At 72.9% G+C, this 17,015-nt stretch carries 14 protein-coding genes; all 14 read right to left on the bottom strand.

Annotated elements, in window-relative coordinates; genetic code table 11:
* Positions 1 to 85: 85 nt before the first annotated feature.
* The 14 genes from nuoN to B5Y66_RS05440 all read right to left on the bottom strand — a co-directional run bounded on the left by nuoN (position 86) and on the right by B5Y66_RS05440 (position 16,974).
* Complete coding sequence (gene nuoN, locus B5Y66_RS05505) at positions 86 to 1,852, bottom strand: NADH-quinone oxidoreductase subunit NuoN (protein ID WP_079572260.1); 1,767 nt, start codon at positions 1,850 to 1,852, stop codon at positions 86 to 88.
* Positions 1,849 to 3,501 carry an NADH-quinone oxidoreductase subunit M gene (locus tag B5Y66_RS05500; RefSeq protein WP_079573229.1) on the bottom strand — a complete coding sequence of 551 codons (1,653 nt, stop codon included), beginning with the start codon at positions 3,499 to 3,501 and terminating at the stop codon, positions 1,849 to 1,851. The genes nuoN and B5Y66_RS05500 overlap by 4 nt, the downstream gene beginning before the upstream one ends.
* Positions 3,502 to 3,588: 87 nt before the next feature.
* A complete protein-coding gene (nuoL, locus tag B5Y66_RS05495; RefSeq protein WP_079573227.1) occupies positions 3,589 to 5,514 on the bottom strand; it encodes an NADH-quinone oxidoreductase subunit L in 1,926 nt (641 codons plus the stop codon).
* Positions 5,515 to 5,530: 16 nt separating this feature from the next.
* Positions 5,531 to 5,830 (bottom strand): NADH-quinone oxidoreductase subunit NuoK, encoded by a 300-nt coding sequence (gene nuoK / locus B5Y66_RS05490; protein ID WP_079572258.1) that lies wholly within the window; start codon positions 5,828 to 5,830, stop codon positions 5,531 to 5,533.
* Positions 5,830 to 6,687 carry an NADH-quinone oxidoreductase subunit J gene (locus tag B5Y66_RS05485; RefSeq protein WP_407656375.1) on the bottom strand — a complete coding sequence of 286 codons (858 nt, stop codon included), beginning with the start codon at positions 6,685 to 6,687 and terminating at the stop codon, positions 5,830 to 5,832. The genes nuoK and B5Y66_RS05485 overlap by 1 nt, the downstream gene beginning before the upstream one ends.
* Before the next feature lie 47 nt (positions 6,688 to 6,734).
* Positions 6,735 to 7,514 carry an NADH-quinone oxidoreductase subunit NuoI gene (gene nuoI / locus B5Y66_RS05480; RefSeq protein ID WP_079572254.1) on the bottom strand — a complete coding sequence of 260 codons (780 nt, stop codon included), beginning with the start codon at positions 7,512 to 7,514 and terminating at the stop codon, positions 6,735 to 6,737.
* Positions 7,511 to 8,878 (bottom strand): NADH-quinone oxidoreductase subunit NuoH, encoded by a 1,368-nt coding sequence (nuoH, locus tag B5Y66_RS05475; protein ID WP_079572252.1) that lies wholly within the window; start codon positions 8,876 to 8,878, stop codon positions 7,511 to 7,513. Before nuoH ends, nuoI begins: the two co-directional genes overlap by 4 nt.
* Positions 8,875 to 11,544 (bottom strand): NADH-quinone oxidoreductase subunit G, encoded by a 2,670-nt coding sequence (locus B5Y66_RS05470; RefSeq protein WP_079572250.1) that lies wholly within the window; start codon positions 11,542 to 11,544, stop codon positions 8,875 to 8,877. The genes nuoH and B5Y66_RS05470 overlap by 4 nt, the downstream gene beginning before the upstream one ends.
* Positions 11,544 to 12,878: an NADH-quinone oxidoreductase subunit NuoF gene (nuoF, locus tag B5Y66_RS05465; RefSeq protein ID WP_079572247.1), complete on the bottom strand. Its 1,335-nt coding sequence runs from the start codon at positions 12,876 to 12,878 to the stop codon at positions 11,544 to 11,546. The genes B5Y66_RS05470 and nuoF overlap by 1 nt, the downstream gene beginning before the upstream one ends.
* Positions 12,871 to 13,749, bottom strand: a complete 879-nt coding sequence (gene nuoE / locus B5Y66_RS05460) for an NADH-quinone oxidoreductase subunit NuoE (protein ID WP_079572244.1) — start codon at positions 13,747 to 13,749, stop codon at positions 12,871 to 12,873. The genes nuoF and nuoE overlap by 8 nt, the downstream gene beginning before the upstream one ends.
* Positions 13,746 to 15,092 carry an NADH-quinone oxidoreductase subunit D gene (locus tag B5Y66_RS05455; RefSeq protein ID WP_079572241.1) on the bottom strand — a complete coding sequence of 449 codons (1,347 nt, stop codon included), beginning with the start codon at positions 15,090 to 15,092 and terminating at the stop codon, positions 13,746 to 13,748. The genes nuoE and B5Y66_RS05455 overlap by 4 nt, the downstream gene beginning before the upstream one ends.
* 52 nt (positions 15,093 to 15,144) lie before the next feature.
* A complete protein-coding gene (locus B5Y66_RS05450) occupies positions 15,145 to 15,957 on the bottom strand; it encodes an NADH-quinone oxidoreductase subunit C (protein WP_079572239.1) in 813 nt (270 codons plus the stop codon).
* Complete coding sequence (locus B5Y66_RS05445; RefSeq protein WP_079572236.1) at positions 15,954 to 16,505, bottom strand: NuoB/complex I 20 kDa subunit family protein; 552 nt, start codon at positions 16,503 to 16,505, stop codon at positions 15,954 to 15,956. Before B5Y66_RS05445 ends, B5Y66_RS05450 begins: the two co-directional genes overlap by 4 nt.
* A 106-nt stretch (positions 16,506 to 16,611) precedes the next feature.
* Entirely contained in the window at positions 16,612 to 16,974 is a 363-nt protein-coding gene (locus B5Y66_RS05440; RefSeq protein ID WP_079572233.1) for an NADH-quinone oxidoreductase subunit A, read from the bottom strand.
* Positions 16,975 to 17,015: the final 41 nt, after the last annotated feature.

Raw genomic sequence — 17,015 nt, 5'->3', positions numbered from 1 at the left:
TGCACCGAAACGGCCCACGGACGCGTCGCATGCCTCACGGCTGCCCCGGGGGCCGCGCGCCGCGGACCCCGGGGACGCCCCGCGGTCAGGGCCGGAACTGCGCGGCCTGGGCGACGAGGTCCAGCGCTCCCGCCGGGAGGATGCCCAGCAGCAGCACGCCCACCGCGCACACGGCGATGGCGAACGCCGCCGGACCGCGGGAGCCGACCACCGTGACGACGGTGCGCGAGACCAGGGTGCGCGTCGCGGCGCCCGTGAGGGTCGCCGTCCCGGACCCGGCGGGCGCGGGCGCGCCGTCCGTTCCGCCCGTAGCGGGCTCCTGCCCTGCCGACGCCCCCGCGGCCTCGTGGTCCGTGGGGGGAGTGAGCACCATGAGCACGATGACGCGCACGTAGAAGAACACCGCGACGGCGGAGGCGAGGACGCCGAGCAGCGCGAGCGGCCACGCCCCCGCCTCGACCGCGGCCGAGAAGACGCCGAACTTCGCCACGAACCCGGCCGTGAGCGGGATCCCCGCCATCGACAGCAGGAACAGCGAGAACGCCGCGGTGAGCCACGGGGCCTTGCGGCCCAGGCCCGCCCACTGCGCCAGCCGGGTGGCCTCGCCGAGGACGACGCCGTCGTCCGGCACCTCGCCGGTCGGGACCCGGGTCTCCGCCGACGAGCCCGGAGAGACCGTCTGCTCGCGCACCAGGGTCACGACGGCGAAGGCGCCGATCGTGGCCAGCCCGTACGCGAGCAGGTAGAACAGCACGGCCTGCGAGCCGACCTGGTCCATCCCGACCAGGCCCACGACGAGGAAGCCCGCGTGCGCGATCGACGAGTACGCGAGCATCCGCTTGACGTCGGTCTGCACGGCGCCGGCGACGGTGCCGACGAGCATCGTGAGGATGGCGACCGACCACAGCGCGACCTCGACGTCGTGCCGCGTGGCCGGGTCGAGGCCGTTCGCCAGCGTGAACAGCACCCGCACCAGAGCCCCTATCGCGGCGGCCTTGGTGCACGCCGCCATGAAGCCCGTGATCGGCGTGGGGGCGCCCTGGTACACGTCCGGCGTCCAGGCGTGGAACGGCGCCGCGCCGATCTTGAACAGCAGGCCGCTGAGCACCAGCAGCAGCCCGACGACCACGAGCGCGGTCATCGACCCGAGCGGCGAGGTGACCGGGTCCGCGAGCACCTGGACCACGCCCTGCAGCCGCACCGTGCCGGCGAAGCCGTAGACGAGCGCGATGCCGAAGACGAACAGCGCGGAGGCGAACGCGCCGAGCACGAAGTACTTGAACGCGGCCTCCTGGCTGAGCAGCCGGCGCCGGCGCGCCGTCGCGCACAGCACGTACAGCGGGAGGGACAGCACCTCGAGCGCGACGAACATGACGATGAGGTCGTCCGTGGCCGGGAACAGCAGCATGCCGCCGGTCGCGAACAGCATCAGCGGGTAGATCTCGGTCTGCTGCAGGCCCGCCCGGCGGGTCTCGTCCTCGTACGCCGTGCCCGGCACGGCGGCCGCCGCCGGCGCGAACGCGTCCTGGCCCGTGGTGGTGCGCTCCGCGACGACGAGCACGCCCAGCAGCGCGCACACCCCGATCACGGCCTGCACGCCGAGGCCGAACGGCGTCAGCAGGTACGAACCGCCCACCACCGACACCGCGTTCTCCTGCACCCGGTCCCACAGCATCCCGACCGCCACGAGCGAGCCCGCGAGCGCCGCCAGGGTGAGCGTGAGCTGCGTGGCGCGACGGGCGCGAGCCGGGACGAACGCCTCCAGCAGGACGCCGAGGACGCCCGCGGCGAGCACGACCAGCACCGGGGAGACGGCCGCCCAGTCGATGGGCGGGGCGACGAACTCGTTCACAGCGGGCTCCCCTCGGTCACGCTTCCAGTGGTCGAGGCCGTCGTGGTCCCGACAGGCTCGGCCGACGACGCGGCAGGCTCCACCGCCGGTGGCGGGTCCGTCTCGCCGACCTGCTCGACGGCGACCTCGCCGGGCGCCCGCACGTAGTCGAGCACCGGGCCGGGCACGAGGCCGAGGACGAGCAGCGCGCCGACGAGCACGCCGGCGACCGTCTTCTCGCGGCCGTCGAGGTCGCGGGCGTCCGCGAGCTCGGGCGTCGTGGCGCCGGTGAACATGCGCTGGTAGGTGAGCAGCACGTAGACCGCGGCGAGGACGACGGCGGGCACGGCCACGAGCACGGCGGCGGGCCAGCGGGCGTACGACCCGAGGAACACCATGATCTCCGAGACGAACGTCGCCAGGCCGGGCAGCGCCGCCGCGGACAGGCCCGCGACGAGGAACGTGCCGCCCAGGATCGGCGCGACCCGGCGCAGGCCGCCGTAGTCGCCGATGAGCTGGCTCTGGCGCGGGTGCCGCGCGATCGCGAACCCGGCGATCAGGAACAGCGCCCCGGTGGAGATGCCGTGGTTGAGCATCATCAGGCCGGAGCCGGCCGTGCCGAGCGACGTGAACGTGAAGATGCCCAGGATGATGAACCCGAAGTGCGACACCGAGGTGTAGCCGATGAGCCGCAGCACGTCCTGCTGCCCGATGGCGAGGATCGCGCCGTACAGGATCGAGATCACGGCGAGCACGACCACGAAGGGTGCCGCCCACCGGCTGGCCTCGGGGAACAGCGGCAGGCAGAGGGTCAGCATCCCGAAGGTGCCCACCTTGTCCAGCACGCAGATGAGCAGCGTCGAGGTGCCGGGGGTCGCGTGCTGCGTGACGTCGGGCAGCCACGAGTGCACGGGGAACATCGGCGCCTTGATCGCGAACGCGAGGAAGAAGGCGCAGAACATGAGCTTCTCGGCCGTCGGGTCGAGCGTCAGCCCGGTGAGGTTGTCGGTGAGGAACGTCTGCGGCCCGCGGTCAGCCGCCGGCACCTGCAGGTACAGGGCGATGACTCCCACCAGCATGACCAGCCCGCCCGCCAGCGAGAAGAGCAGGAACTTCACGGCCGCGTACCGGCGCTGGGGCCCCTGCCCGAACCCGCCGATGAGGAAGTACGCCGGGATCAGCATGGCCTCGAAGACCACGTAGAACAGGAACACGTCCCGCGCCACGAAGACCGTCACCATGAAGGCCTCGAGCAGCAGCACCGTCGCGAGGTACCGGCGCAGGCGCACGTGGTCGCCGCCCTGCTCCCGCCAGGCGGCGAGGATCACCAGCGGCACCAGCCCCACCGAGAGCGCCACCAGCAGCAGGCCCACGCCGTCGACGCCGACGGCGTAGCTCGCGCCGAGCGCGGGGATCCAGGCGTGCGTCTCGGCGAGCTGGTGGCTGCCCGCGTCGCCCGTGTCGAACGCCGCGAACGCGCCGACCAGCAGCGCCACCTCCACCAGCGCGCCCACGAGCGCGACCGTGCGGGCCGAGCCCGCCCCGAACCGGCCCGTGCCGGTGACCCCGGCGGCCGGCCGGCCCCGGCCGACGCCGGTGAGCGCGGTCGCGGCCGCCGCCACCAGGGGCCACACGATGAGGACCGTGAGCCAGGGGAACCCTGTGGACATCGTCATGCTTCCCCGTCCTTCGTCGTCGACGTCGTCATCGTGGGCGTCATCTTGGGCGTCATCGCCATCGCTCCCGCCATCGCCCGCTCAGCTCGCCAGCACCCAGACGACGAGCGCGACGACCCCGAGGCCGCCGAGCATCGTCGCCGCGTACGACCGGACGTAGCCGTTCTGGAACCTGCGCAGCCTCGCGCCGAGCCGGCCGATGCCGCCCGCCAGCCCCAGCCAGCCGCCGTCCACCGCCGTGCGGTCCGAATACACGAGCGCCCGCGTCAGGTACTGCCCCGGCCGCATCACGAGCGACTCGTTGACGTCGTCCTGGTGCAGGTCGACGCGGGCCGCCCGCACGAGGGCCGGTGCCGGCGGCGGCTCCACCGGCACGGCCGCGACCGCGTACTGCCGGAACGCGAGGAACGCGCCGAGCAGCACCAGCAGCAGGGTGAGCGTCACGAGCAGCCACACCGGCAGCACCGGCTCGTGGTGCTCGGCATGCCCGGTGACCGGCTCCAGCCAGGTGACGAACCGGTCGCCCAGGGCCAGGATCCCGCCGAGGGCCACGGAACCCACCGCCAACACGATCATCGGCCAGGTCATCAGCCGCGAAGACTCGTGGGGGTGCCGCTCCGGGGCGCCGTCGTCGCCGGGGCCGCCGTCGCTCCAGCGCCGCCGCCCGGCGAACGTCATGAAGAACAGCCGCGACATGTAGTACGCCGTGATCCCGGCGCCGAGCAGAGCCGTCAGGCCGAACACCCACGGCCGCCAGCCCTCGCCGACGAACGCCGCCTCGATGATCTTGTCCTTCGACCAGAAGCCGGAGAACGGCGGGACGCCCAGGATCGCGAGCCAGCCCAGGCCCATCGTGATCGCCGTGACCGGCAGCAGGCGGGCGAGGCCGCCGAACCGGCGCATGTTCACGTCGTCGTCCATCGCGTGCATCACCGAGCCGGCACCGAGGAACAGGCCCGCCTTGAAGAAGCCGTGGGTGAGCAGGTGGAAGATCGCGAACGCGTACCCGACCGGGCCGAGCCCGGCGGCGAGCATCATGTAGCCGATCTGCGACATCGTCGACGCCGCGAGCGCCTTCTTGATGTCGTCCTTGGCACAGCCGACGATCGCGCCGAACAGCAAGGTCAGCGCGCCGACGATCGCGACGACGAGCTGCGCGTCGGGCGCGGCCTCCAGCAGCGGGCCGGAGCGCACCAGCAGGTACACGCCGGCGGTCACCATCGTGGCCGCGTGGATGAGTGCGGACACCGGAGTCGGGCCGGCCATCGCGTCCCCGAGCCAGGCCTGGAGCGGCAGCTGGGCCGACTTGCCGCACGCCGCCAGCAGCAGCATGAGGCCGATCGCCGTCATCGTGCCCTCACCGGCCGCCGCCGCGCCCTCGCCCGCCGCCGGCAGCACCGTGCCGAAGTCGACGGCCCCGAACGTCGCGAGCAGGAGCATCATCGCGACGATGAGCCCCATGTCGCCCACGCGGTTCATGACGAAGGCCTTCTTGCCCGCGACCGCGTTCTCCCGCTTGCCGTCCCAGAAGCCGATGAGCAGGAACGACGCGAGGCCCACGCCCTCCCAGCCGACGAAGAGCAGCAGGTAGGAGTCGGCGAGCACCAGCAGCAGCATCGCCGCCACGAACAGGTTGAGGTAGCCGAAGAAGCGGCGCCGGTCGACGTCGTGGTCCATGTACGCCACCGAGTACACGTGGATCAGCGTGCCGACGAACGTCACCAGCATCACGAACGTCATCGACAACGGGTCCACCTGGAACCCGAGGTCCACGTGCAGCGGGCCCGAGTCGATCCACGTGCCCACGGTGTGCGTGCCCACCCGCTGGTCGGCGGGGGTGCCGAGCATGTCGAGCAGCATCACCAGCCCGACGACGAACGTCGCGGCGCTGGCCAGCACGCCCAGCCAGTGCCCCCACCGGTCCGTGCGCCGCCCGGCGACCAGGAGCACGAGGGCGCCGACCATCGGGGTCGCGACCAGCCAGGGCGCGAGGGAGAGAGTCTGCATCGTCATCGATCGCCTCTCAGCTGTTGAGCAGGTTGACGTCGTCGACCGAGGCCGACCGGCGGGAGCGGAAGATCGTGATGATGATCGCGAGCCCCACCACGACCTCGGCGGCCGCGACCACCATGACGAAGAAGGCGAGCACCTGGCCGGTCACGTCGCCGTGGATGCGCGCGAACGTGACGAACGCGAGGTTGGTGGCGTTGAGCATGAGCTCGACGCCCATGAACACCACGATCGCGTTGCGGCGCAGCAGCACCGTCGTCGCGCCGATCGCGAAGAGGATCGCGGCCAGCCCCAGATAGTTCGTGATCTCCATCAGCGCACCCCCCCGTCCTCGTCCTCGCCGGTCGTGCCCGTCCCGCCGGTGGTCGAGCCTGGCGACGCCCCGGACGTGGTCTCGACAAGCCCGACCGGCGCTGGTACCGCCTCTCCGGACGTCGGCCCGACGCCGATGAGTCGCAGGTCGTCGCGCGCCACGAGCGTCTCCTCCTCGGCGAGCACGGCGGTGGCCGACCGCTCCTGGCCGCGGATGCGCAGCACGCGGGGCACGGAGTGCGGCAGCGGCTCGCCGTCGGGGCCGAGCGCGGGCGTGTCCATGGCGTTGTTCTGCGCGTAGACGCCGGGTGCGGGCAGGGGCGTGAGCGTCCGGCCCTGCGGGAGCGCCGCCACGCGCGCGGCCGCGAGCACCCGCTGCGTCGGCCGCACGCTGAGGCGGCGACGGTGCGTGAGCACCAGCCCTGCGAGCGCGGCGGTCACCAGCAGGACGCCGACCACCTCCATCGCGAGGACGTAGTCGCCCAGCAGCACCCGGGCCAGGGCCACGGGGTTGGTGACCGCGTTCGCCTCGGCGAGGCCGACCGCGGGCGGGAACGTGGCCTGCGCGATCACGCCGAGCAGCACCACGACCAGCCCGAGGCCGAGCAGCACGCCTACCCAGCGCTGACCCTTGATGGTCTCGGTGAGCGAGTCCGCCGCGTCGACGCCCACGAGCATCAGCACGAACAGGAAGAGCATCATCACGGCGCCCGTGTACACGACCACCTGCACGACGCCGAGGAACGGCGCCTCCTGCGCCACGTACAGGATGGCCAGCCCGACCATCACGAACATCACGCACACCGCGGCGTGCACCGCCTTGCGGGCGAACAGCAGCCCGAGGGCGGCCAGCACCATGAGCGGCGCGAGCACCCAGAACAGCGCGGCCTCCGCGCCCGACGCGGTCACGGCCGGCCGTCCGACACGTCGGGGGTGGGGAGCGTCGCGACGTGCCCGCCCTCCGCGGCCTGGCGCGTCGCGACGGCCGCCTTGGTCGCGCTGCCCCGCAGCCGGTGCCGGCGCGGGGTGGGCGGCGCCGCGTCGCCCTCCACCACCTTCTCGGCGGCGCCCAGCGTCGGGTCGTCGGGACGGTGCTCGCGCACCCACGCCACCTGCTCCGCCGTCGGGGCCGTGACCTCGCCGCGGTAGTACTCGGTGTCCGTCGTGCCCTCGGCCATCGGGTGCGGTGCGGCGAGCATCCCCTCGGCGAGCGGAGCGAGCAGGTCCTTCTTCTCGTAGATCATCCCGGCGCGGTCGGGGCCGGCGAGCTCGTAGTCGTTGGTCATCGTGAGCGCCCGGGTGGGGCACGCCTCGATGCACAGCCCGCAGAAGATGCACCGCAGGTAGTTGATCTGGTAGACGCGGCCGTACCGCTCGCCGGGCGACATGTGCTCGCCGTCGGGCAGCTCGGCGTTGTCCGCGCCCTCCACGTAGATCGCGTCCGCGGGGCATGCCCAGGCGCACAGCTCGCAGCCGATGCACTTCTCCAGCCCGTCCGCGTAGCGGTTGAGCTGGTGACGGCCGTGGTACCGGCGCTGCGGCGCTGTCTTCGTGCGCGGGTACTGCTCCGTCACGGTGGGACGGAACATCGACGAGAAGGTCACACCGAACCCGGCGACCGGGGCGAACAGGTCCCCCAGCGGCCCCTTGGACGGGCGCAGCGGCTCGTACGGCTTGTCGGTCATCGCGTCTCCTCGGATCGGTCGACGGCGGAGGGGGGCGCGGCGGGGGCGCCGGGGACCTCGGAGGCCTGCATGACGTGCCGGCGCGCGCGGGGCGACGGCGGCAGGGCCTGCCCGGGCAGGGGCGGCACGGGGAACCCGTCGGCGAAGGCGTCGAACTCCCCCGCCGGGCGGTGCGGGGCACCCGGCGGCCCGGAGCCGGCGGCCTCCTTCGCGGCCGCGCCCTTGCGGTCGGGCCAGAGCCACAGGAGGGCGATGACCACGACGGCCGCGACGGCGACGCCGGTGATGAGCTGCGTGCGGGTGACGCCCGCGAGGCCGAGGTACTGGAACACGCTCAGCACCACGACCCACGCCAGCGCGACCGGGATGAGCACCTTCCAGCCGAACGACATGAACTGGTCGTAGCGCAGCCGCAGCAGCGTGCCGCGCACCCAGACGAACACGAACATGACCAGCCAGAGCTTGGCGAGGAACCACAGCACCGGCCACCAGCCGGTGTTGAACATGCCGTCGTTGACGGCCGACAGGGGCCACGGCGCCCGCCACCCGCCGAGGAACAGCGTGGTGGCGACCGCGGACACGTTGAGCATGTTGATGTACTCCGCCAGGAAGAACCAGGCGAACTTCATCGAGCTGTACTCGGTCATGTAGCCGGAGACGAGCTCGCCCTCGGCCTCCGGCAGGTCGAACGGGAGCCGGTTCGTCTCGCCGATCATCGAGATCACGTAGACGACGAAGGCGGGCAGCAGGGGCAGGAACCACCAGATGCTCGTCTGCGAGGCCACGATCTGGGAGGTCGACATCGAGCCGGCCATGATGAACACGCTCACCAGGGACAGGCCCATGGCCAGCTCGTAGGAGATCACCTGGGCGGTGGACCGCACCGACCCGAGCAGCGGGTAGGTGGACCCCGACGACCAGCCGCCGAGCACGATGCCGTACACGCCCATCGACGCGCAGGCGAGCACGTACAGCACCGCCACCGGGAAGTCGGTGAGCTGCGCCGGCGTCGTGTACTCGGTGAACGGGATCGTCACCTCGGGGCCGAACGGGATGACCGCGAACACCAGCAGCGCGCAGAACACCGAGATCATCGGCGCCAGCAGGTACACGATCCGGTCCGCGCGGGTGACGTTCACGTCCTCCTTGAGGAGCAGCTTCATCGCGTCCGCGAGCGACTGCAGCAGGCCGAACGGGCCGTGCCAGTTGGGGCCGGGGCGCACCTGCATGCGCGCCACGACCTTGCGCTCGAACCAGATCGCGAAGAGCACGCTGGTCAGCAGGAACACGACGATGAGCACCGCCTTGATCAGCGACACCCACAGCCAGTCGTTGCTGAAGTCGGACGCGACCCCGGGGATCATGCGGCCCCTCCCTGCTCGTTCGTGCCGGTCGAGCTCGTCGAGACCCCGCTCGCGGTCTCGGCAGGCTCGACCACCGGGGAGATCCGCACCAGGTCCCCCGGCGCAGCGCCGAGCGTGTCGTGCACCCGGCAGCCGCGCGACGCGAGCGGGAGCCACACCACGTGGTCGACCATCTCCGTGATGGCGACGGGCACCGTCACGGAGCCGCGGTCGGTGGCCACGGTCACCCGGTCGCCGTCGTACACGTCGACGGCGGCCGCCGTGGCGGCGGACATCCGCGCGACCGGCCGCTTGGCCGTGCCGGCGAGGAACTGCTCGCCGTCCTGCAGGGCGCCGTCGTCGAGCAGCAGGTGCCAGCTCGCCAGCACGGCGGAGCCCGGCGGCACCTCGGGCGGCTCGACGGCCTCGCCCACCGGCGCCGGCAACCGGGCGCCGCCCCACGAAGGCAGCGCCGCGATCGCCCGGTGTGCGTCGAGAGGCGTCGCGCTGCCGAGGTCGACGCCGGCCTGCGCGGCGAGGGCGTCGAGCACCCGGTGGTCGGGCAGCGCGGCCGACTCCAGCGCCTGGCCGAACGCCCGGACCCGCCCCTCCCAGTTCCAGTACGACCCCGGCCTCTCGGCCGGTGGAGCAACAGGAAGGACGACGTCTGCGAGCGCGACGACCTCGGTCGTCCGCACCTCGAGCGAGACCACGAAGCCCGCGTCCGCGAGCGCGCGCCGGGCATGCTCCGGGTCGGGCAGGTCCGCGAGCTCCACGCCGCCCACGAGGGCGCCGCCGAGCTGGCCGACCGAGAGCGCGTCGAGGATCTCCGCGACGTCGCGGCCGGGAGCAACCGGCAAGGCGTCGGCGTCGACCGCCCAGGCGGCGGCGACCTCCGCGCGGGCCGCCGGGTCGGTCAGCGGGCGACCGCCCGGCAGCAGCCCGGGCAGCAGCCCGGCCTCGACTCCGCCACGCTCCCCCGCGCGCCGCGGGATCCAGGCGACGCGAGCGCCGGTGGCCTCTGCGAGCCGCAGCGTGGCGGCGAACGCACCGGGCGACGACGCGAGCCGCTCGCCCACGAGGATCAGCGCGCCGGGGGCGGCAAGGCCGTCGGCGACGGCGCCGAGCGCGGCGGCGTCGGAGTCGGCCGGCACCAGTCCGCCGGCGGCCCGGGTCGCGAGGATGCCCAGCCACTCGGCCTCCGTGCCGGGTGCGGCGGGCAGCAGCTCGCCGTCCAGGCGGGCGAGGCCGCGGCTCGCGAAGGGCGCGACGGACCACACCCTCGTGCCGTGGGCACGCACCCCCTTGCGCAGCCGCAGGAACGTGACCCCGGCCTCTTCCTCGGCCTCGAGGCCCGCCAGCAGCACGGCGGGGGCGGCCTCGACGTCGCCGAACGTCACACCCACTCCCGTGCCGGCCACCGCGTGGCCGAGGAACGCCGTCTCCTCCGCCGAGCCCACGCGGGCCCGCTGGTCGACGTCGTCCGTGCCGAGCACGGTGCGCGCGAAGCGCGACCAGGCGAACGCGTCCTCCACGGTGAGCCGGCCGCCCGGCAGGACCCCGACGCCGCCTGCCGCGCGGGCGGCGGCCAGGCCCTCGGCCGCCAGCTCGAAGGCCTCGACCCACGACGCGGGCCGCAGCTCGCCGCGCGACACGACGGCGCCGTGCGCGTCGAGCACGCGGTCGCGCACCAGCGGGGTGGTGAGCCGGTCCGGCGCCGCCTGCCAGGTGAAGGCGAACCGGTCCTTGTCGGTGATCCACTCCTCGTTGACCGCGGGGTCCTCCCCCGACAGCCGGCGCAGCACCACGCCGCGCCGGTGGTCGACGCGGATCGCGGAGCCGCACGAGTCGTGCTCGGAGATCCCCGGCGTCGACACGAGGTCGAACGGGCGGGAGCGGAACCGGTACGCCGCGCCGGTCAGCGCCCCCACCGGGCAGATCTGCACGGTGTTGCCGGAGAAGTAGGACGCGAACGGCTGCCCGCCGGCCGTGACCGCGGCGGACCCGAACGTCGCCTCGGCCGGCTCGCCCTGCGGGGGCGGCGCGAAGTCCAGCACCGTCTCGTCGAACCGGCCGATCTGCTGGTGCGCGCCGCGCTCCTGCAGGGCGATGAACGCGTCGCCCGCGATCTCCTCGCCGAACCGGGTGCAGCGCTGGCACAGCACGCAGCGCTCGCGGTCCAGCAGGATCTCGGTGGACACGGCGATGGGCTTGGGGAACGTGCGCTTGACGTCCTCGAACCGGGTCTCGGCGCGACCGTTGGACATCGCCTGGTTCTGCAGCGGGCACTCGCCGCCCTTGTCGCACACCGGGCAGTCCAGCGGGTGGTTCATGAGCAGGAGCTCCATGACCCCGTGCTGCGCCTTGTCGGCCACCGGGGACGTGCGCTGCGTCTTGACGACCATGCCGGGCGTGACCGTCATCGTGCACGAGGCCTGCGGCTTCGGCATCGGTCGCACGTTGCCCTCGCGGTCCGGCATCGCGACCTCGACGAGGCACTGCCGGCACGCGCCGGCAGGCTCGAGCAGCGGGTGGTCGCAGAACCGCGGGATCTCGATGCCCACCTGTTCGGCCGCGCGGATGATCAGCGTGCCCTTCGGCACGGTCACCTCGACCTCGTCGATGGTGAGCGTCACCGTCTCGACCGGGGGCGCGGCCGCGGTCGACTTGTCCGTGGTCGCCGTCATCAGTGACCTCCCGCCCCGGCGAGCGCCGGCGACTGCTTGGGGGTGTACGGGAACAGGGCGCTGGCGCTCGGGTCGAACGGGCACCCGTGGCCGTCGATGTGCGCCTGGTACTCGTCGCGGAAGAGCTGGATGCTCGACGTGACGGGCGACGTCGCGCCGTCGCCGAGCGCGCAGAACGCGCGGCCGAGGATGTTGTCGCACAGGTCGAGCAGCAGGTCGACGTCGCGCTCCTCGCCCTGCCCGGCCTCGATGCGGTGCAGCACCTGCTTGAGCCAGTAGGTGCCCTCGCGGCACGGCGTGCACTTGCCGCACGACTCGTGCGCGTAGAAGTCGGTCCACCGGCTCACCGCCCGGACCACGCACGTCGAGTCGTCGAAGAGCTGCAGGGCGCGGGTGCCGAGCATCGACCCGGCCGCGCCCACCGACTCGTAGTCGAGCGGGGTGTCGAGGTGGTCCGCCGTGAACAGCGGCGTCGACGACCCGCCGGGCGTCCAGAACTTCAGCTCGTGACCGGCCCGGATGCCGCCGGCCAGGTCGAGCAGCTCGCGCAGCGTGATGCCCAGCGGCGCCTCGTACTGCCCCGGCCGGGTGACGTGCCCGGACAGGGAGAACAGCCCGTGCCCCTGCGACTTCTCGGTGCCCATGCCGGCGAACCAGTCCGCGCCGTGGGCCACGATGCCCGGCACGGACGCGATCGACTCCACGTTGTTCACCACCGTGGGCCGCGCGTACAGGCCGGCGACGGCGGGGAACGGCGGCTTGAGCCGCGGCTGCCCGCGCTTGCCCTCGAGCGAGTCGAGCAGCGCCGTCTCCTCGCCGCAGATGTAGGCGCCGGCGCCGGCGTGCACGGTGACGTCCAGGTCGAATCCGGAGCCGAGCACGTCCTTGCCGAGGTATCCGGCGTCGTACGCCTCCTGCACCGCGGCCAGGAGCCGCCGGTACACGTGCAGCACCTCCCCGCGGACGTAGACGAACGCGTGGTGGCAGCCGATGGCGTAGCTCGTGATCGCGATGCCCTCCACCAGGTGCTGCGGGCTCGCCAGCATCAGCGGGATGTCCTTGCAGGTGCCGGGCTCGGACTCGTCCGCGTTGACCACGAGGTAGCGCGGGCCGCCGTCCGGCGGGGGCAGGAAGCCCCACTTCATGCCGGTCGGGAAGCCCGCGCCGCCGCGGCCGCGCAGGCCCGAGGCCTTCACGGTCTGCACGAGGTCGCCCGGCTCGGTCGCCAGCGCCTTGCGCAGCCCGGCGTACCCGCCGGCCGCCTCGTAGGCGGCGAGCTTCCACGACCGGTCGGCGTCCCACGTGTCCGTGAGCACGGGCATGAGGTCAGTCATCGCTGCCACCCTTCTCCGGCTCGGGATTCGCCGGGCCGCCGGACGGCGAGCGCCCGGGGCTCTCGTCCCCCGGTGCCGCAGGCTCCCGCTCGGCGCTGGACTGCTCGCCACCGGTCTGCGGCGGCACCTCGGCGCTCGCGCCCGTCGCGGCCCTCTCGGTGGTCTCGGCAGGCTCGACCGACGGTGCCGCGCCGTCGACCGCCGCTGCGGCCCGCGCCAGCCGCAGCCCGGCGAGCGTCGGCTCGCCCGCGCCCACGCCCTCGTCGGCGCGGCCGTCCGTGAACCCGGCTAGCACGCGGCTCATCTGCCGGAACGAGCACACCGACGACGCCCCGCGGGTGGGAGCCACCTGCTCGCCGGCGCGCAGCCGGTCGGCGAGGTCGGTGGCGGACTCCGGCGTCTGGTTGTCGAAGAACTCCCAGTTGACCATCACGACCGGCGCGTAGTCGCAGGCCGCGTTGCACTCGACGCGCTCGAGCGTGATCGCGCCGTCCTCGGTGGTCTCGTCGTGCCCGACGCCGAGGTGCTCGCTCAGCTCGTCGAAGACGGCGTCGCCGCCCATGACGGCGCACAGCGTGTTGGTGCACACGCCCACGGTGTAGGTGCCGTTGGGGTGCCGCTTGTACTGGGTGTAGAAGGTCGCGACGGCGCTCACCTCGGCGGGCGTGAGCCCCAGCCGCTCGGCGCAGAACAGGATGCCGTCACGGCTCACGTACCCGTCCACCGACTGCACCAGGTGCAGCATCGGCAGCAGCCCGGAGCGAGGGTCCGGGTAGCGCGCCGTGATCGTCGCGGCGTCCGCGGTCAGCGCCGCCAGCGTGTCGGCGTCGTACCGCGTGGCCGAGCGCGCGCTCGTGGGTTCTGCCGTCATCGGTCCACCCCTCCCAGCACGGGGTCCAGCGACGCGACGGCGACCACGACGTCGGCCACCTGGCCGCCCTCGCACATCACCGACACGGCCTGGAGGTTGTTGAACGACGGGTCGCGGAAGTGCGCCCGGTACGGCTTGGTGCCGCCGTCGGACACCGCGTGCACGCCGAGCTCGCCGCGGGGGTGCTCGACCGTCTGCCAGACCTGCCCGGCAGGCACGCGGAAGCCCTCGGTGACGAGCTTGAAGTGGTGGATCAGGGCCTCCATCGAGGTGCCCATGATCTGACGGATGTGGTCCAGCGAGTTGCCCTGGCCGTCGGCACCGACGGCGAGCTGGGCCGGCCACGCGATCTTCTTGTCCGCCACCATGACCGCCGCCCCGGCGGTGTCCTCGAGCCGCGCGAGGGCCTGCTCCACGATCCGCAGCGACTGGTAGCACTCCTCGATCCGCAGCACCACGCGGGAGTAGCAGTCCGCGTCGGTCGACGTCGGGACGTCGAAGTCGTACGTCTCGTAGCCCGAGTACGGGAACGCCTTGCGCACGTCGTAGGGCAGCCCGGCCGAGCGCAGCACCGGGCCCGTGACGCCCAACGCCATGCAGCCCGCGAGGTTGAGCACCCCGACGTCCGTGAGCCGGGCCTTGAAGATCGGGTTGGCGAGCATGAGGTCGCCGAGCTGGCCGAGGTAGTGCCGGACCTTCGGCATAGCCGCCCGCACCTGGTCCACGAAGCCGTCCGGGACGTCCTGCGCGACGCCGCCCGGCCGCACGTACGCATGGTTCATGCGCAGCCCGGTCACGGCCTCGAACAGCCGCAGGATCTCCTCGCGGGCGGTGAAGCCGATGGTCATGACCGTCGTCGCGCCCATCTCGTTGCCGCCCGTCCCCAGGCACACGAGGTGGGACGCCACCCGGTTGAGCTCCATCATCAGCACCCGGATGATCGACGCCCGCTCGGGCACGTCGTCCGTGATGCCGAGCAGCCGCTCCGTGGCGAGGCAGTACGCCGACTCCTGGAAGAGCGGCGCCAGGTAGTCCATCCGGGTGCAGAACGTGGTGCCCTGCGTCCAGGTGCGGAACTCCATGTTCTTCTCGATGCCGGTGTGCAGGTAGCCGATGCCGCACCGGGCCTCGGTGACCGTCTCGCCGTCGATCTCGAGCATGAGTCGCAGCACGCCGTGGGTGGACGGGTGCTGCGGGCCCATGTTGACGACGATGCGCTCCTCGCCCACGGCCTCGCGGGCGATCTCGTCCCAGTCCCCGCCGGACGCCTCGAAGCCCGGGATGCCCGGGTCGAACTCGTCGCCGGTCGGCGGTCGGGTCGCACTGAAGGTTCCGGTGCTCATCTCGGGGCCCCCGTTCGAGCGCGGGCGGAGCAGGGGATCGGGTGGGGTGAGGTCACGAGTACTGCCTCCTCGTGTCCGGCGGCGGCACCGTGGCGCCCTTGTACTCCACGGGGATGCCGCCGAGCGGGTAGTCCTTGCGCTGCGGGTGCCCCGGCCAGTCGTCCGGCATCTCGATGCGCGCCAGGCCGGGGTGGTCGTCGAAGACGATCCCGAAGAAGTCCCAGGTCTCGCGCTCGTGCCAGTCGTTGGTGGGGTACACGGACGTGGTCGACGGCACGTGCGGGTCGGCGTCCGGGACGGCGACCTCCAGCCGGATGCGCCGGCCGTGCGTCACCGACGTCAGGTGGTAGACGGCGTGCAGCTCGCGGCCCGCGTCGTGCGGGTAGTGCACGCCCGAGACGCCGAGGCTGAGCTCGAAGCGGAGGTCCTGGTCGTCGCGCAGCGCCCGGCAGACCGCGACGAGGTGCTCGCGCGCCACGTCCAGGGTGAGCTCGGCGAGCACGTCGGGCGGGTCGGGCTGCGGGTCGACGACGACCCTCTCGATCGCGTCGGCGAAGGCGACGCCCGCCTCGCCGAGCACCTCGGCGAGCACGTCGACCGCCTCGTCGAACCAGCCGCCGTAGGGCCGGGTCGCGGCGCCGGGCATCGCGACCGGCTGCACCAGCCCGCCGTAGCCCGACGTGTCGCCGGAGCCCTGCACGCCGAACATGCCCCGGCGCACCTCGACGACCTCCGGCCCGCGTCCGCCGCGGCCGGCCTGCTCGCTGCCGGACACGAGCTCCCTGGACCGGGGACCGAGGACCTCCTCGGGCTGCGGGACGGGCTTGTCCGACGCGGACCCGCCCGCCGTCGTCCCGTCGCTCATCGCAGCAGCCCCTTGAGCTCGAACGTCGGGGTGGCGTCGAGCGCCGCCGCCTCGGCGGCCGCGGCCGCCTCCCGGCGGTTGACGCCGAGCGGCGCGTCCTGGATCTGCTGGTGCAGCGCGAGGATCGCGTTGATCAGCATCTCCGGGCGGGGCGGGCAGCCGGGCAGGTAGATGTCGACGGGCACGATGTGGTCGACGCCCTGCACGATCGCGTAGTTGTTGAACATGCCGCCGCTGGACGCGCACACGCCCATGGACAGCACCCACTTGGGCTCGCTCATCTGGTCGTAGACCTGCCGCACGACGGGCGCCATCTTCTGGCTCACCCGGCCCGCGACGATCATCAGGTCCGCCTGCCGCGGCGACGCCCGGAACACCTCCATGCCGAACCGCGACAGGTCGAACCGCGACGCGCCGGCAGCCATCATCTCGATGGCGCAGCACGCGAGCCCGAACGTCACCGGCCACACGGACGCCTTGCGCAGATAGCCCGCCAGGTCCTCGATCGTCGTCAGCAGGAAGCCCGACGGAGCCTCTTCCAGGCCCATGACCCCTCCCCTCCTGAACATCGGTGCCGGATCTCTCGGCACCGTTGCCGTCCGTCTTGCCGTGTCGTGCCGGGTGGTGCTGGTGGTGCTGGTCGTGCGCCCGGGGCTAGACCCAGGTGAGGCCCCCACGTCGCCACTCGTAGACGAAGGGCACGGTGATGAGGGCGAGGAACGCGAGCATCGCGACCAGGCCGAAGCCGGCGAGCGCCGCGAAGTCCACCGCCCACGGGTAGAGGAAGACCACCTCGATGTCGAAGACGATGAACGTCATCGCGACCAGGTAGTACTTCACGGGGAGCCGGCCGCCGCCGACCGCGTGCGGCGTCGGCTCGATGCCGCACTCGTAGGCGTCGAGCTTGGCCCGGTTGTAGCGCTTGGGGCCGATGACGGCGCTCGCCGCCACGCCGCCCACGGCGAGCACCAGGGCCACGCCCATGAGCATGAGGACCGGCACGTACGGGTTGGTCATCGCGACTCCCCCGTCCGCACGGCCGCGTCCATCTCGACCTC

This window comes from Krasilnikoviella flava, from assembly GCF_900167525.1.
Classification (GTDB): domain Bacteria; phylum Actinomycetota; class Actinomycetes; order Actinomycetales; family Cellulomonadaceae; genus Isoptericola; species Isoptericola flavus.
This window is presented reverse-complemented; position numbering and strand designations above follow the sequence as displayed.

Excerpts from the sequence above, each read along its gene's own strand:
- B5Y66_RS05500 (WP_079573229.1), bottom strand. The coding sequence starts at position 3,501 with ATGTCCACAGGGTTCCCCTGGCTCACGGTCCTCATCGTGTGGCCCCTG.
- nuoL (WP_079573227.1), bottom strand. The coding sequence starts at position 5,514 with ATGCAGACTCTCTCCCTCGCGCCCTGGCTGGTCGCGACCCCGATGGTC.
- nuoK (WP_079572258.1), bottom strand. The coding sequence starts at position 5,830 with ATGGAGATCACGAACTATCTGGGGCTGGCCGCGATCCTCTTCGCGATC.
- B5Y66_RS05485 (WP_407656375.1), bottom strand. The coding sequence starts at position 6,687 with ATGGTGCTGGCCGCCCTCGGGCTGCTGTTCGCCCGCAAGGCGGTGCAC.
- nuoI (WP_079572254.1), bottom strand. The coding sequence starts at position 7,514 with ATGACCGACAAGCCGTACGAGCCGCTGCGCCCGTCCAAGGGGCCGCTG.
- nuoH (WP_079572252.1), bottom strand. The coding sequence starts at position 8,878 with ATGATCCCCGGGGTCGCGTCCGACTTCAGCAACGACTGGCTGTGGGTG.
- B5Y66_RS05470 (WP_079572250.1), bottom strand. The coding sequence starts at position 11,544 with ATGACGGCGACCACGGACAAGTCGACCGCGGCCGCGCCCCCGGTCGAG.
- nuoF (WP_079572247.1), bottom strand. The coding sequence starts at position 12,878 with ATGACTGACCTCATGCCCGTGCTCACGGACACGTGGGACGCCGACCGG.
- nuoE (WP_079572244.1), bottom strand. The coding sequence starts at position 13,749 with ATGACGGCAGAACCCACGAGCGCGCGCTCGGCCACGCGGTACGACGCC.
- B5Y66_RS05455 (WP_079572241.1), bottom strand. The coding sequence starts at position 15,092 with ATGAGCACCGGAACCTTCAGTGCGACCCGACCGCCGACCGGCGACGAG.
- B5Y66_RS05450 (WP_079572239.1), bottom strand. The coding sequence starts at position 15,957 with ATGAGCGACGGGACGACGGCGGGCGGGTCCGCGTCGGACAAGCCCGTC.
- B5Y66_RS05445 (WP_079572236.1), bottom strand. The coding sequence starts at position 16,505 with ATGGGCCTGGAAGAGGCTCCGTCGGGCTTCCTGCTGACGACGATCGAG.
- B5Y66_RS05440 (WP_079572233.1), bottom strand. The coding sequence starts at position 16,974 with ATGACCAACCCGTACGTGCCGGTCCTCATGCTCATGGGCGTGGCCCTG.